This is a genomic window from Shouchella clausii, assembly GCF_002250115.1.
Lineage (GTDB): Bacteria > Bacillota > Bacilli > Bacillales > Bacillaceae_D > Shouchella > Shouchella clausii.
In genome coordinates, this window is record NZ_CP019985.1 from 3,362,503 (window position 1) to 3,377,781 (window position 15,279).

Consider the following 15,279-nt stretch of genomic DNA (forward strand, 5'->3'; position numbering starts at 1 on the left):
CAGCTAGGAGCGTGTGAATATGCCAAAACGGACAGACTTAACAAAAATACTTGTTATCGGCTCAGGGCCAATTGTAATCGGACAGGCAGCAGAGTTTGATTATGCCGGAACGCAGGCATGCCAAGCGCTGAAAGAAGAAGGGTATGAAGTCATTTTAATTAATTCGAACCCAGCGACAATCATGACAGATACAGCAATGGCGGATAGGGTTTATATCGAACCGCTCACGCTTGAGTTTGTTACCCGCATTATCCGCAAAGAACGCCCCGATGGCCTTTTGCCGACATTAGGCGGACAAACGGGCTTAAACATGGCGCTTGAATTAAAAAATGCTGGGATTCTCGAGCAGTACCAAATCGAGCTGCTCGGCACAAAACTAGATGCGATTGAGCAAGCAGAAGACCGGGAACAATTTCGGGCGTTAATGAACGTGCTCGGCGAACCAGTTCCAGAAAGTGAAATCGTCCATACGCTTGACGAAGCGTTCGCCTTTGTCGAAACGATTGGCTACCCTGTCATTATTCGTCCAGCCTATACGCTTGGTGGCACTGGCGGGGGAATTGCCTACAATGATGAGGATTTAGCAGAAATCGTTGCGAGCGGATTAAAATACAGCCCTGTTACACAATGTTTAGTCGAAAAGAGCATTGCTGGCTTTAAAGAAGTCGAATACGAAGTGATGCGTGATAGCAAAGATGAAGCCATCGTCGTCTGCAACATGGAAAACTTTGATCCTGTTGGCGTCCATACGGGCGATTCCATCGTATTTGCACCTAGCCAAACGCTTTCTGATAACGACTACCAAATGTTGAGAAATTCAGCGCTTTCGATTATCCGCGCTCTTGGCATAGAAGGCGGCTGCAATGTCCAGTTTGCCCTTGATGCACACAGCGACCAGTATTACATCATCGAAGTCAATCCGCGGGTGAGCCGCTCTTCTGCGCTGGCCTCGAAAGCGACAGGCTACCCGATTGCGAAAATCGCAGCCAAAATTGCAGTCGGCTACCATTTGGATGAGCTGAAAAATCCAGTAACAGAAACGACGTATGCTAGCTTTGAACCGACCCTTGACTATGTTGTCGCGAAAATACCGCGCTGGCCGTTTGATAAATTCGAATCAGCCAACCGCAAACTTGGTACGCAAATGAAAGCGACAGGAGAAGTGATGGCGATCGGCCGCTCCCTGGAAGAATCGCTTTTAAAAGCAATTCGCTCTCTAGAAGCTGGCTATGACCATTTATTTGATGAACAGTTAGAAAAGAAGCCGGAAGACGAGCTATTAGAAAAAATAGCAAAAGCAGACGATGAACGGCTATTTGCGATTGGCGCTTTGCTGCGAAGAGGCATTTCAGTAGAGACCATTTATGAAACAACGAGCATTGACCGCTTTTTCTTGCAAAAGCTAGCGCGTATTGTTGCTCTAGAAGAGACGATAAACGAGGCCCGTAGCAATGAAGCGATGTTATTGCGTCTGAAGCGTGCTGGCTTTTCAGATTCCTACATTGGCCGTAAATGGGGCAGTGAAGAGAAAGATGTTTTTGCAGTAAGGCAACAGGCAGGAATTGTTCCCGTTTATAAAATGGTTGACACCTGTGCAGCAGAATTTGCTTCACCAACGCCTTACTTTTACAGCACCTATGAACAAGAGAATGAGTCACAGCGGACAGAAAAAGACAGCATTCTTGTATTAGGCTCAGGCCCTATCCGCATTGGCCAAGGAATTGAGTTCGACTATGCGACCGTCCATACAGTATGGGCCATTAAGGAAGCCGGTTATGAAGCCATTATTATGAATAATAATCCAGAAACGGTGTCAACAGACTTTTCCACTTCAGACAAACTCTACTTTGAACCATTGACAGTCGAAGATGTGATGCACGTCGTCGGTTTAGAGAAACCAAAAGGCGTGATCGTCCAATTTGGAGGGCAAACGGCTATTAATCTAGCAGCGGCTTTAGCAGAGCGGGGCGTCTCCATTATTGGCACAACGCTTGAAGATATGGATAGGGCAGAAGACCGGGACAAGTTTGAACAAACACTAGTAGAGCTAGGGATTCCACAGCCGCTTGGCAAAACGGCCACATCCGTTGACGGAGCTGTCGCTATTGCCCGTAAAATCGGCTATCCTGTTTTAGTGCGCCCTTCGTATGTTCTTGGCGGCCGGGCAATGGAAATTGTTTATCATGAGGAAGAGTTGCTGCGCTACATGCAGACGGCTGTAAAAGTGAATCCGAAGCACCCTGTGCTTGTCGACCGCTATTTGACAGGAAAAGAATTAGAAGTGGATGCGATTAGTGACGGCAACGACGTTTACATTCCTGGGATTATGGAACATATTGAACGGGCAGGCGTCCATTCTGGCGATTCGATTGCTGTTTATCCGCCGCAAACCGTGCCAGACCATTTGAAGCAACGCTTAATTGAGCGGACAACGAGCATTGCTAAAGGTTTAAACATTGTTGGCCTTTTGAACATCCAGTTTGTTTGGCATAAAGATGACGTCTATGTGCTTGAAGTGAATCCACGCTCAAGCCGGACTGTGCCATTTTTAAGCAAAATTACGGGCGTGCCAATGGCTAAGGTTGCCACGCATGTCATGCTCGGCAAAACGCTGCGCCAGCTTGGCTACCAGTCAGGCTACCACCCAGAGACGGATGAAGTGTCTGTAAAAGTGCCAGTGTTCTCCTTTGCCAAATTGCGCCGTGTCGATATTTCCCTCGGGCCGGAAATGAAATCAACTGGTGAAGTAATGGGACGGGACCAAACGTTGGAAAAAGCGCTCTACAAGGGCCTTGTTGCTTCAGGCATGAACATCCCTGCCCATGGCGCGGTATTGTTTACAATCGCTGATAAAGATAAAAGCGAATCAGTCAGCATTGCCAAACGGTTCCATGAAATTGGCTATAGCCTTGTGGCCACATCAGGGACGGCAAGCGTGCTGGCAGAAGCGGGCATCCCTGTCAAAGTCGTTAACAAAATTAATGAAGGGGAACCCCATTTGCTTGATCTAATCCGCCAAGGCGAAGTCCAGTTTGTCATTAACACGTTGACCAGAGGCAAACAGCCAGCGCGGGATGGTTTTCGGATTCGCCGTGAGTCCGTTGAAAATGGCGTTGTCTGCTTAACGTCAATTGATACAGCACAAGCGCTGCTCAGCGTACTTGAGTCGATTACGTTTGCAACTTGGAGCATGCCGCAACACGGGTAAATTTTTCTGAGCCACATGCCTAAAGCTTGTGGCTCTGTATGTATGACTAGCGTTGGGAGGCAGCAGGATGAGAAAAAAACAAGGGCGATTAACGATCGTCAAACAAACTGAGATTGCTCGCGACAGCTATGAGCTTGTGCTGGAAGGCGAATTGGTTAAGCACATGAGTCAACCGGGCCAGTTTTTGCATGTACGTGTTGATGAATCAGAAGACCTGCTCTTGCGCCGGCCGATTAGCATTGCCAATATCGATCCTGAAAAAGAGCAAGTGACGATGATTTACCGTGCAGGCGGGGCAGGCACAAAACGCCTTGCTGTCCAAGGCGTCGGGACCGAAGTCGACGTGCTTGGACCACTTGGGCAGGGCTTCCCACTTGAGGAAGCAAAACGAGGAGAAAAAGTGCTGTTAGTTGGCGGCGGCATCGGCGTTCCACCTCTTTATTATTTAGGAAGACGTCTAGTAGAAAATGGCGTCCGTGTCACTTCTGTGCTCGGATTCGCCTCACAAGCGGATGTTTTTTACGAGCAACCGTTTAAACAGTTGGGCGATGTCTTTATCGCAACAGCGGACGGCAGTTACGGCGCTCGTGGCTTTGTCACTGACGTCATTAGCCAACAAAGCATCGATTTTGATGTTCTCTACTCATGCGGGCCAACGCCAATGTTAAAGGCGTTAACAGACCGTTACCGGGAACGGCGTGCCTTTATTTCCCTTGAAGAGCGGATGGGCTGCGGCGTGGGCGCTTGCTTTGCTTGCGTTTGCCATGTAGAAAATGGCCAAGCTCATGAGTACCGCAAAATTTGTACAGACGGGCCCGTCTTTCCAGTAGGGGAGGTTGTTCTGTAATGGAACGTTTGCAAATAAGCTTGCCAGGCTTAGAGATGAAAAATCCGGTTATGCCGGCATCAGGCTGTTTTGGTTTCGGAAAAGAGTACGGCCAATTTTTTGATTTAAATCAGTTAGGGGCTATTGCGATAAAAGCAACGACAAAAGAGGCGCGCTTTGGCAATGAAACACCGCGAGTGGCAGAAACAAAAGCAGGCATGCTTAATGCCATCGGCCTGCAAAATCCAGGGCTTCAAGGGGTAATCGAGCAGGAATTGCCACGGTTTGACGATTACGATGTGCCGATATTGGCCAATATTGCTGGCTCGACGATGGATGATTACATCGAAGTGGCTGCAGAGCTGTCACAACAACGGAACGTTTCAGCAATCGAGTTGAATATCTCCTGCCCGAACGTGAAACAGGGCGGAATTGCGTTTGGGACAGTACCCGAGATAGCGGCAGAGCTGACGAAGGAAGTAAAGGCAGTGTCAGCCGTGCCTGTCTATGTCAAACTTTCCCCCAATGTAGCTGATATTGTCGCCATCGCCAAAGCGATTGAGAAAGCGGGCGCAGACGGGCTGGCCATGATTAACACTTTGCTCGGCATGCGGATAGATGCAAAAACGCGTCAGCCTGTGCTGGCGAACCAATATGGCGGATTGTCGGGAGCCGCCATTAAACCAGTGGCACTTCGGATGATCCACCAAGTTAGCCAACAAGTCGACATTCCTATTATTGGAATGGGAGGCATTCAGACAGCAGAAGATGTGATTGAATTTTTACTTGCTGGAGCAAGCTGCATCGCTGTCGGCACGGCTAATTTTACGGATCCGTACACATGTCCAAACATCATTGGTGACCTGCCGCGTTGGCTTGACAGATTGGAAGTGCAATCAATCACGGACTTGATTGGAGGGAGCTGGAACTAATGGATAGGCCATTTTTTATCGCTTTAGATTTTGATGAACAGGCCAAACGCCAGCGCTTCTTGAAGTCGTTTGCTGCCGAAACGCTTGATGTGAAAATCGGTATGGAACTGTTTTACCGCGAAGGGTTGCCTGTAGTCCATGAATTAAAGGAAGCGGGTTATCGGTTGTTTCTTGATTTAAAACTTCATGATATTCCCAATACCGTTGGAAGGACGATGCGTGCTTTAGCCGAGTTGGACGTCGATGTCGTCAATGTCCACGCTGCAGGGGGAAAAGCAATGATGGAAGCGGCTTTAGAAGGGCTCGAAGCAGGGACAAGAGCAGGAAAACAGCGGCCGAAACTCATCGCTGTCACGCAGCTGACGAGCACGGACAGCCGTATGCTCAATGAAGAGTTGCTGATTGATAAGGCGATGGATGAAGTCGTAGTACGGTACGCGCAGCTTGCCCAGGAAAGTGGATTAGACGGTGTCGTTTGCTCGGCCCGTGAAGTCCCCCTTATCCAAGCAGCGTGCAGCAATCGATTTTTGACTGTTACGCCTGGCATTCGCAGGCAAGACGACCAAGTCGGGGACCAAGTGCGTGTCGTCACACCAGGGGAAGCAAAAGCGCTCGGCAGTTGGGCGATTGTCGTTGGCCGAAGCATTACAGCAGCAGCAGATCCTCTAGCTGTTTACCGAGAAATGAACCAAGATTGGAAAGGGGCGCCCGAACATTGACTAGCAGAACGATTGCGAACCATTTACTTGATATAAAAGCGGTGACACTTTCACCTGCAAAACCGTATACGTGGAGCTCGGGATTAAAGTCGCCAATTTATTGCGATAATCGTTTAACACTTTCCTATCCGCATATACGCAACGAAATTGCTGAGGGGCTAGTTGCTATGATTAGAGATGCTGCCCCTGAAGCTGACATCATTGCCGGCACGGCAACAGCTGGCATCCCACACGCTGCTTTTGTGGCTGAAAAACTTCAATTGCCAATGATTTACGTTCGTTCGAGTGCCAAAGGCCATGGAAAACAAAATGCGATTGAAGGACATTTGCCGCCTGGCAGCAAAGTAGTTGTAATCGAAGACTTAATCTCGACTGGTGGCAGTTCCATTGCAGCAGCGGAGGCATTGCGCGCGGCTGGGGCAGAGGTGCTGTTCGTTGCCGCGATCTTTTCGTATCAACTTTCACAAAGCGATGAAAACTTTAACGGTGCTAAGCTTCCTTTTCGCGTGCTAACGACTTATGCTACTCTTGTCGAAGAAGCGCAAAAACGGGGCGCCATTACGAGCGAAGAACAAGCCAAATTGGAAGCTTGGCGGAAAAACCCTAAAGATGAAGCGTGGATGAATCTGTAAACTTTTCGTGAAGGGGCTGTGTTGATGAGACGAATGGAAGGCGCTGAATTCGATCAACTTGTTGACTTTTTTGATCAAATGGCAAACACGAATTGGCTTTCACAGCTTCACAGTCATTTAAAGCAACAGTCGGGGAGTTGGCAAGGAAAAGCCATTGCCGACATTGGCTGCGGGACAGGAAGGTTGCTGCTCCGAGGCTCAACGGAAGCGTCTAAATTAATTGGCGTCGATTTATCAGCGGGCATGGTCACACGTGCCAATGCCCTTTTTCAGGAGAAAGGGGTCGCCCATAAAGCAAAGGCTGTGCAAGGGGATGCCGCATCGTTGCCTCTCGCAAGCGGTGGATTTGACATCGCCTTTTCGACATGTGTGTTGTTTTTGCTGCCAGATTTGCACCAAGGTGTAAAAGAAATGGCCCGGATTTTAAAACCAGGTGGCATCGCCATCTTGTTAAACCCTGCTCCTTCAATGGCGATGGAGACGGCGGAAGCCTATGCACAAAGACAGCAATTTCTTAAAGAGGAAACGGACTATTTGCTTAAATGGGCGACTGTCTCTGAACGCCGCCACCGAAAAAGTACAGCGGAGTTAAGCGACATTCTAAAAAAATGGGGCTTTGCCGACGTAAGGCACGAGCCTGTGCTTGAAGGCCTGGCCTTAATCAGCAAAGCGGAAAAACACCCGGCTTCTCCTTAACAACAAAGACCTCTTTCCAGAAGCGCAATGATTTTGTATGCTTAATAGGAATACAAGGAAAGAGGTGCTTGTGTGGAAGAAGCGAACGAGAAAAAGGCAGAGCTTGAAGCGCGGCTAGCCAGTTGTGAAAAAACAATTGCTCATTTAGTCGATGAAAATGCAAAAGCCAATGCCAAAATTGATGCGTTATTTGGTGTCATCCGGAGCATTAGTTCAATGACCGACCGCCATTTTGTCGAAGATGCAACCGCAATCTTAGAGGCAAACGGCGATTTGTATAGAGCCGATGCGTACGGGCTAAGTTTAGAAGAATACAAAAAACAATTCGGCAAGTAGTGAGCAACACACGTTTTATTAAGCATCTGTTTTTCGCTGTCGCTGTCTTAACGGTTAAGTTGTCGACGTAAAGTCGATGCCCGCACTCAGACTAATTTGAGCTAGCTTTTCTATTAAAGAAAGGCTGGCTTTTTAGTCGTTTGCCAGCAACACAGATACGAATGGCAGGTTTGGCGAAGGGCATGCTAAACATACATTATGACGCAATGGGAATAAGTTGGGGTTAACATGACTAAGAAACAATTGCTGTTAGTAGGAGGAGCAAGCATCGTCGTTGCTGTGCTCGCCCACGCCCTGTTCTTTTATGAAACAGCGGCTGGCCGATTTATGGCAGGGCCAAATGACGGACTTGGGCAAATCCTGCCTTTTAAGCATTTTTTATACCAACAGTTAAAACATGGTCAGTGGATTTATTCGCTCCAGTTTGGTTTAGGTGCAGGCACGTTTTCGCAACTCGCCTATTATTTTTCAACGAGTATGGTTTATTCCTTCTCTTGCCTCCTTGTTTATGCCGGGGAAATAAGCGGGCTGATTGCCAACGTTGACCTGTTGTTCTGGGGAAAGGCAGCTGTGTTTATCAATGCAGCTAGGTTGGCGCTTGTCCTCTTTTTAGCGACGATGGTATTCCACTACATGAAAATGTCTCTTCCCTATGCATTTTTAGGGTCCGTTTTTTACGGGGTGAGTGTCATGTACTTCACACACGGGATTTACTGGGAATTTTTTGCGGACGCCTTTTTGTGGTTGCCTTTGCTTGTGCTAGGCGTCGAAAAGCTGATCAGGGAAGAAAACCCGTTTTGGCTGATTGCTGCCATGAGCCTGTCGCTTGTCAATAACTTTTATTTTTCGTATGTGAATTTTATCTTTTTAAGTGTATACGCTTTGCTACGCTGGCTGATTCGCTTTCCCGAAGACCGCCTGCCCATAAACGCTCAACTGCGTTATTACGTGGCGATTGCAGCGCTCAGTTTTTTCATAAGCGCGGTGGCGTTTATTCCAGCAGTAAGCGGTTTTTTTAGCAACTATCGCCCGCCGTTTACAGACAAAGTCCCACTGTTTTCTGTCCATGACAATCTTTTATATGGAAGCAAATTTTGGCTGTTGCCCCCTTTATTTGTCTTGTTTGCTTGTATAAAGCAGCTTTATATCGACAAAACGGCACGCTTGTTTATCGTCATTGCCCTATTGTTTTGCTTGTTCCATTACAGCCCGTTTGTGGCGAGCATCTTTAATGGGCTTTCGGCGCCGCAATTTCGTTTTGAGTATATAGGGACATTTGCGGTAGGGGGTGTGATTGCACGTGGCATGATGCACTTGCAGGCGCTAACAAAGCCTGATCTTGCCCGTGGTCTTATCGCGATGTTAATGATTTATGCGCTCGCCTTTTTACTTGATGATACGCTGTTATTGCCTTTTCTCTCTAGCCATTATGCAGTCGGCTTCGCCATTTGGGCTGTCGTAAGTGGTTTAGCTGTTTTGTGTTTGCGCCAGTCTCGCCAAAGGTTGGCTTTGCTTTGCGTCTTGTTGATCGTTTGCCAATTGCTTTTGATTAACGCCGGAGCGAGAACGTTTTTTTCTACTACAAGTACAAAACAAGCATCTGAACGCTTTATGAGCAGCGAGTCATACGATTCGCCTCAGCAAGGGGAACTGATCGAACAAGCGTTAAAAAAGAAAAAGCATCCATTGGCACGAATCGAATGGATGGTCGATTTCCGCAACAACACTCCGCTCATTCAAGGTTTTTATGGCAATAGCGCCTATTCAAGTGTGCTGAACGGAAACATTCTCCATTTTTACTATGATCATTTGCAAATTGACATGGGAAGAGAAAGTGTCAGCCGGTATTATGGCTTTGGTGATCGCGCCAACCTCCATAGCCTCATGAACGTGCAATTTAAGTTAGTTGACAAAAAGGAAGAGGCTGCTATTCCTTACGGCTTCACCCTTTACTATGAAAATGATCGTTATGCGTTATATGAAAATCAATGGCTGCTCCCATTTGCCAGGGCAACGTCAAACGTCTTCCTGGAGGAAGACTTAGAAAAGTTCAGTCCACTTGTTCGTGAACATGCGATGTTAGAAGGGATTGTGCTTGCATCTGGAAAAGCAACAGCAAAAGTGGTTCCGGAGACAGACTTAATGGAAAGGGCGCGAATCAATGCAGTAGGAGGCACGTACAAAAACGGCACACTCTCTGTTACGGATAAGGTCGGCGGCATTGATATTGTATTTGCGAACCGGGCAGCCGAGGAAGCCGATGATTATGTTTCGTTTTATTTGCAAAACCAATCGAAAACAGCACCCCGTTTTACATTGCAAGTCAACGATTACAAAGCGTGGCGCAAATCGCGGAGTTCGATTTACAAAACAGATGTCAATGATTTGACCATTCGTGTTCCTTCTCGTGAAATCGTGTCGTTGCGAGTGCCAAAAGGCACATACACACTTAAGGACTTATCGCTTGAAAGTGAGACGTATCAACGGCTCCGACATGTGTATGCCCGTGAGGCAAACAAATCCATTCACGTTTCCTTTGAGGGGAGAACACTACGTCTTTCCTACGACAATAAAAACGGCGACACTCATTTGACTGTCCCAATCCCTTATGAGAAAGGGTGGGAAGTGAGCGTCAATGGGAAGAAGCAGCAAGTCGAAAAGGCCAATTATGCTTTCCTCGGCACGACGATTGCAGAAGGGAAAAATGAGATTGTCTTTTCTTATTTGCCGCCTTATTTTCGCACATCGCTTCTTCTAAGTGGATGTGGATTGTTGGCGACAGCGACGTGGATATATGTGCGCTGGCGAAGTACCTCATAAAATCGACTAACTACACTCCTGTTTGCCGCTCTCGTCTGCGACTATACAGGAGTGTGTTGTGTGTTGTGCGATTCATTGTACGTTTTTAATCGATACGAAGCGAGCGGACAATGTCTTCTTTTGGCGTTACGTAAAGCGTCGTCTGCTTGTCGTATGTGACATAGCCAGGCTTGGCGCCGCTTGGTTTTTTAACATAGCGGATTTTCGTATAATCGACAGGAACGGAAGCGGAGTCACGCGCTTTCGAGAAAAAGGCGGCGACAAGCGCTGCTTCTGTTAACGTTTCCTCATCTGGCGAGGCCGAGCGGATGACGACGTGGGAACCTGGGATGTCTTTCGTGTGGAGCCAAATGTCATCTTGCCGTGCGAGACGGTTTGTCAAATAGTCGTTTTGGCGGTTGTTTTTCCCTACTAAAAACTCAATGCCAGTAGAAGAACGGTATGTTTCCAACTGCGGTTTATCCAGTTGTTTTTTCTTCTTTTTGCCTTGTTGCCGCTTTTTAATGTAGCCACCTTCGATCAGCTCTTCACGAATCTCCTCAATGTCGCGGGGAGAGGCAGAAGCCATTTGCGCGAGCAGCGAATCAAGATAGCTGAGTTCTTGTTCTGTTTTCTCTTGTTGGTTCATGACTTCAATACGCGCTGTCTTCGCTTTCTGGTAGCGTTTGAAATAGGACTGCGCATTTTCCGCTGGGCTTTTCTGCGGGTCGAGGGCAATAGTGATAGTTTGGCCATTTTCGTCATAATAGTCAATGACGTCAACCGATGAAGCGCCGCGGTGAACGGCATGAATGTTGGCAGTTAGCAACTCTCCTCGTTTTTGGTAGCTGTCTGCTTCATCGGCTTGTTGAAGCGTCTGTTCTAACTTTTTTAGTTTCCGTTTGTTTTTTTGGTATTCGTTTTTGAGCAAGCGCTCCAAATCGAACGCTTGTTGTTTGACCCGGTCCCGTTCTGCTTTGCCGTAGTAATAGCGATCTAAAAGAGCGCTTGGTGAGGAATACACGTGGCGTTCCCCGTCTTTATGAGTAAGATGGATGACTGAAAAAAAGTCTTTTTCACCTTGTACGATTTCTAGCGTGTACTCGTGGTTTTTCAACGGTGCCAACGTGCTAACAAATGCAGGTGGCAACGTTTGCCGGTTCGCCAATTTGGCCCGGGCGACAATTTCAGCTGCGATCAACGGAGAAAGACCCGCAAATGATTGGACAAGTTGTTTGTCCAATTTCCCTCCATGAAAATCAAGCGCTAAAAGAACGTCTTCTTCTGTCGCCGCAAGAGGGTCGAGTTTATTTTGCTCTGGTGGCCATTTATATGGCTGTCCAGGACCAACGAGACGATAACTGCTTTGGTCAAAGCGGACATGCTTAATGCTGTCGATAATCGTGTTTGTTTTTTCGTCAACTAAAATAATGTTGCTATGTCGCCCCATGATTTCAACAACCAACGTTTTTTCTGTTGTATCGCCAAGCTCATCTTTATTGGCGACTTTCAAAACAATTATCCGGTCATAGCCATGTTGGGTAATGGACGTAATGATGCCGCCTTCCAAGTGTTTCCGCAACAACATACAAAACATCGGCGGCTCGGCGGGATTGTCGTATTTTTCCGTTGTTAAGTGCATGCGCGCAAACACAGCGTTGGCAGAGGCGAGAAGGGCATGGGTCTTCCCTTTTGCTCGAACTGTAAATACAAGTTCTGTTTTAAATGGCTGGTGGATTTTATTGATCCGGCCGCCGACTAATTGCTGCAATTCATGTGTGATCGCTCTTGTCATCATGCCGTCAAAAGACATGTATCTCACCTCTTCATTCCTCATCTTCCATTGCGACGATGTTTCACAATGAGTATAGCATTTTTTTGCCTGACACTGAATAAGATGGCTTGTATACCGAAGCATGTACAAGTTAGGAGGGCATCTTGTGAGTACAAGTGAATGTGGGGTGAGGCAATGAAATGGTATAGCATGAAGTCAGAGGAAGTGGAGTACAAAACAAATACAGATATAGCGAAAGGATTGACAGACAAAAATGTCAAAAAGCGCCTCAGCACCTATGGCCCAAACAAACTAAAAGAAGCGCCACGACCATCAGCGTTGGCCACGTTTCTGGCGCAATTTAAAGACTTTATGGTGCTTGTTTTGTTGGCTGCGACGCTCGTATCTGGTCTGATTGGCGAAGTGCTCGACGCGATTACAATTATGTGCATTGTGTTGCTAAATGGGATTCTCGGTTTTGTCCAAGAGCGCAAAGCCGAAAAATCACTTGATGCCTTAAAAGAGCTGTCAGCACCTAAGGTGGATGTCCTGCGCAATGGCGAATGGGGGCAAGTTCCTTCAGCTGAAGTTGTCCCTGGTGATGTGATCAAAATAGGGGCCGGCGACCGGGTTGGCGCTGATATACGCTTGATCCACGTAGCTGGCTTGCGCATTGATGAAGCCTCGCTCACTGGCGAGTCCGTCCCTGTCCACAAACATGGACAAGAAATCGCCAAGCTGGATGTGCCGATCGGCGATCAGGAAAACATGGCATTTATGGGAACGATGGTGACGCAAGGAAGCGGAATTGGCATTGTCGTCGGTACAGGAATGAAAACGGAAATGGGCAAAATCGCCCATTTATTGCAAGAAGCGCAACCTGTCATGACCCCTTTGCAACGGCGGTTGGAGCAACTTGGCAAAACGCTGATCGCTGTCGCCTTATTCTTAACGGCGCTTATCGTCTTGATTGGCTTGCTTCAAGGCCATGATTTGCATACGATGTTTATTTCCGGCGTCTCTCTTGCCGTTGCAGCCATCCCAGAAGGTTTGCCAGCAATTGTTACTGTTGCACTCGCTCTTGGTGTGCAACGAATGATTAAGCGCAAAGGAATCGTCCGCAAACTTCCAGCAGTAGAGACGCTCGGTTGTGCGACCGTCATTTGCTCTGATAAAACGGGCACACTTACACAAAACAAAATGACGGTTAAGCAGTTATGGGCGAACAATGAATGGCTTCATGTTAGTGGCTCAGGTTATGAAGCAGAGGGCGATTTTACGAAAAACGCAGAAGTAGTAGCGATTGCAAAACGACCGACTTTTTGCCGATTGCTTAGTTATGGCGTCTTGTGCAGCAACGCCCAATTTGTTAAAAAACAAGGGGGCAAGAAAAAAGGCCAAACCGGCCTTTCCCTTGATGGCGACCCGACGGAAGGGGCCATTGTCATTGCCGCTTTAAAAGCGGGTTTTACGAAAGAAGGGCTTTCAGCAACCTACAAGCGAGTTGAAGAATTTCCATTCGACTCAACGAGGAAAATGATGAGTGTGATCGTTAAAGACGAGAGCGGCAAAGCCTATGTTGTCACTAAAGGAGCGCCTGATGTCGTTCTTGCCCGCTGCAACGCAGTAGCCACGGATGGGCGCACAGAGACGTTGACAGCAACAAAACAGACCGAAATTGAGGGCGTTGTCGAGCAAATGGCATCAAAAGCGCTAAGGACATTGGCGATTGCTTACCGCCCTTTAATGGGGAAGGAGAATGTCAAAAATGGCGATGATGCCGAAAAGAATTTAATATTAGTCGGCATCCAAGGAATGATTGATCCTCCTCGGGCAGAAGCAAAAGATGCAATTCAAGAGTGCCGAGAAGCTGGAATTAAAACGGTTATGATTACAGGCGACCATCAAGTGACGGCGGCCGCGATTGCGAAAGAGTTGCAGATTTTGCCAAAGGGCGGGAAAGTCATGGACGGAAAAACACTTTCCCGTTTATCGGTTGAAGAATTGGAAGAAGTCGTCGAAGATGTATATGTCTATGCCCGCGTTTCCCCTGAGCATAAATTAAAAATTGTCAAAGCACTGCAAAAGAATGGCGATATTGTCGCCATGACTGGGGATGGTGTTAACGATGCGCCAGCGATTAAGCAGGCGGATATCGGCATCGCTATGGGTGTGACGGGCACAGACGTCGCTAAAGAAGCTTCGTCGCTTGTCCTTGCTGATGACAACTTCCTTACGATTAAGGAAGCGATAAAAGAAGGGCGCAACATTTACGAAAACATTCGCAAGTTTATCCGCTATATGCTGGCTTCGAACGTCGGCGAAATTTTGGTGATGTTGTTTGCCATTCTGCTTGGTATGCCGCTGCCGCTTGTCGCCATTCAAATTTTATGGATTAACCTAGTGACAGACGGGCTTCCTGCTGTTGCTCTCGGAATGGATCAAGCGGAAGGGGATGTAATGAAGCGGAAGCCGCGCAAACAAGACGAAGGTGTCTTTGCCCGTGGACTTGGCTGGAAGATCATTAGCCGTGGTTTTATGATCGGCGCAGTAACGATTGCTGCTTTCTCACTCACCTATGAAAATGATCCGGCACAGCTCACGCTTGCGCAAACCGTTGCGTTTTTAACGCTTGTCATGGCCCAGTTAATCCATGTTTTTGACTGCAGAAGCGAATATTCGATTTACCACCGTCATTTGTTTGAGAACAAATACTTAGTTGGTGCTGTTTTGATTTCGATCTTGTTAATGGTGGCCGTTATTTATGTGCCTCAGTTGCAGCCTGTCTTCCATACAGTTGCGTTAGGGCTTAGAGAATGGCTGCTTGTTATTGGCATGGCGGCAATTCCAACGGTCGTCCTTGGCGGTTTCCAGCTATTTAAAAAGGAACCGAAAAACAACACAAGAGAAAATATCCCCCTTGCCCGCTAAGCAAGGGGGTCATTTTGTTGATGTCTTATAAAAAATGAGGTAAAATACAAGATTGAATACGTATCTACTTGGGACTTCATAATCATTCGTATAACTCCTAGAAGATTTGGTATAATGGATGATAGAATGCATGGCTGACCGAAAACGGGGGATTATTTCATGACGATAAAGCTTATTAACATCGGGTTTGGCAATATTGTTTCCGCAAACCGGATCATTTCAATTGTCAGCCCGGAATCCGCGCCAATCAAACGGATTATGCAAGAGGCGCGTGACCGCAATATGTTGATTGATGCAACCTACGGTCGGCGAACGAGAGCTGTTATTGTTACAGACAGCGACCATGTCATCTTGAGCGCCGTTCAACCAGAAACGGTCGCCCAACGGCTACATACGAAAGAGGATGGAGTGGAAGACGCCTAAGCG

11 protein-coding genes are annotated in these 15,279 nt (G+C 47.4%); 10 read left to right on the forward strand and 1 reads right to left on the reverse strand.

All coding sequences use genetic code 11. The features are described 5' to 3' along the window. The first annotated feature begins 19 nt into the window (after positions 1–19). The 8 genes from carB to BC8716_RS16395 all read left to right on the forward strand — a co-directional run bounded on the left by carB (position 20) and on the right by BC8716_RS16395 (position 10,169). Positions 20–3,208, forward strand: a complete 3,189-nt coding sequence (gene carB, locus BC8716_RS16360; protein WP_094427413.1) for a carbamoyl-phosphate synthase large subunit — start codon at positions 20–22, stop codon at positions 3,206–3,208. A 67-nt stretch (positions 3,209–3,275) separates the two neighbouring features. Continuing rightward, positions 3,276–4,055: a dihydroorotate dehydrogenase electron transfer subunit gene (locus BC8716_RS16365; RefSeq protein ID WP_094427415.1), complete on the forward strand. Its 780-nt coding sequence runs from the start codon at positions 3,276–3,278 to the stop codon at positions 4,053–4,055. Further along, the gene (locus BC8716_RS16370) at positions 4,055–4,966 is read left to right on the forward strand and encodes a dihydroorotate dehydrogenase (protein WP_094427417.1); all 912 of its coding nucleotides are present in this window, start codon (positions 4,055–4,057) and stop codon (positions 4,964–4,966) included. The genes BC8716_RS16365 and BC8716_RS16370 overlap by 1 nt, the downstream gene beginning before the upstream one ends. After that, positions 4,966–5,685, forward strand: a complete 720-nt coding sequence (gene pyrF / locus BC8716_RS16375) for an orotidine-5'-phosphate decarboxylase (protein WP_094427419.1) — start codon at positions 4,966–4,968, stop codon at positions 5,683–5,685. The genes BC8716_RS16370 and pyrF overlap by 1 nt, the downstream gene beginning before the upstream one ends. Further along, positions 5,682–6,317 carry an orotate phosphoribosyltransferase gene (gene pyrE / locus BC8716_RS16380; protein ID WP_251179453.1) on the forward strand — a complete coding sequence of 212 codons (636 nt, stop codon included), beginning with the start codon at positions 5,682–5,684 and terminating at the stop codon, positions 6,315–6,317. Before pyrF ends, pyrE begins: the two co-directional genes overlap by 4 nt. Positions 6,318–6,341: 24 nt before the next feature. Beyond that, positions 6,342–7,013 carry a class I SAM-dependent methyltransferase gene (locus BC8716_RS16385; RefSeq protein WP_094427424.1) on the forward strand — a complete coding sequence of 224 codons (672 nt, stop codon included), beginning with the start codon at positions 6,342–6,344 and terminating at the stop codon, positions 7,011–7,013. 72 nt (positions 7,014–7,085) lie between these two features. Continuing rightward, positions 7,086–7,349 (forward strand): hypothetical protein, encoded by a 264-nt coding sequence (locus BC8716_RS16390; RefSeq protein WP_035201533.1) that lies wholly within the window; start codon positions 7,086–7,088, stop codon positions 7,347–7,349. A 228-nt stretch (positions 7,350–7,577) separates the two neighbouring features. Then, entirely contained in the window at positions 7,578–10,169 is a 2,592-nt protein-coding gene (locus tag BC8716_RS16395) for a YfhO family protein (protein WP_094427425.1), read from the forward strand. An 85-nt stretch (positions 10,170–10,254) separates the two neighbouring features. On the opposite strand, the gene BC8716_RS16400 is transcribed toward BC8716_RS16395, so the two are convergent. Then, a complete protein-coding gene (locus tag BC8716_RS16400) occupies positions 10,255–11,961 on the reverse strand; it encodes an Rqc2 family fibronectin-binding protein (RefSeq protein ID WP_094427427.1) in 1,707 nt (568 codons plus the stop codon). A gap of 156 nt (positions 11,962–12,117) precedes the next feature. On the opposite strand from BC8716_RS16400, the gene BC8716_RS16405 reads away from it, so the two are divergent. Both BC8716_RS16405 and remA read left to right on the forward strand, forming a co-directional pair. Then, positions 12,118–14,853 (forward strand): cation-translocating P-type ATPase, encoded by a 2,736-nt coding sequence (locus BC8716_RS16405; RefSeq protein WP_094429276.1) that lies wholly within the window; start codon positions 12,118–12,120, stop codon positions 14,851–14,853. A 159-nt stretch (positions 14,854–15,012) separates the two neighbouring features. After that, positions 15,013–15,276, forward strand: a complete 264-nt coding sequence (remA, locus tag BC8716_RS16410) for an extracellular matrix/biofilm regulator RemA (protein ID WP_011247166.1) — start codon at positions 15,013–15,015, stop codon at positions 15,274–15,276. Positions 15,277–15,279 lie beyond the last annotated feature (3 nt).

What these genes read in the sequence shown, in the direction of transcription:
- carB (WP_094427413.1), top strand. Translation starts at nt 20, where the DNA reads ATGCCAAAACGGACAGACTTAACAAAAATACTTGTTATCGGCTCAGGG.
- BC8716_RS16365 (WP_094427415.1), top strand. Translation starts at nt 3,276, where the DNA reads ATGAGAAAAAAACAAGGGCGATTAACGATCGTCAAACAAACTGAGATT.
- BC8716_RS16370 (WP_094427417.1), top strand. Translation starts at nt 4,055, where the DNA reads ATGGAACGTTTGCAAATAAGCTTGCCAGGCTTAGAGATGAAAAATCCG.
- pyrF (WP_094427419.1), top strand. Translation starts at nt 4,966, where the DNA reads ATGGATAGGCCATTTTTTATCGCTTTAGATTTTGATGAACAGGCCAAA.
- BC8716_RS16385 (WP_094427424.1), top strand. Translation starts at nt 6,342, where the DNA reads ATGAGACGAATGGAAGGCGCTGAATTCGATCAACTTGTTGACTTTTTT.
- BC8716_RS16395 (WP_094427425.1), top strand. Translation starts at nt 7,578, where the DNA reads ATGACTAAGAAACAATTGCTGTTAGTAGGAGGAGCAAGCATCGTCGTT.
- BC8716_RS16400 (WP_094427427.1), bottom strand. Translation starts at nt 11,961, where the DNA reads ATGTCTTTTGACGGCATGATGACAAGAGCGATCACACATGAATTGCAG.
- BC8716_RS16405 (WP_094429276.1), top strand. Translation starts at nt 12,118, where the DNA reads ATGAAATGGTATAGCATGAAGTCAGAGGAAGTGGAGTACAAAACAAAT.
- remA (WP_011247166.1), top strand. Translation starts at nt 15,013, where the DNA reads ATGACGATAAAGCTTATTAACATCGGGTTTGGCAATATTGTTTCCGCA.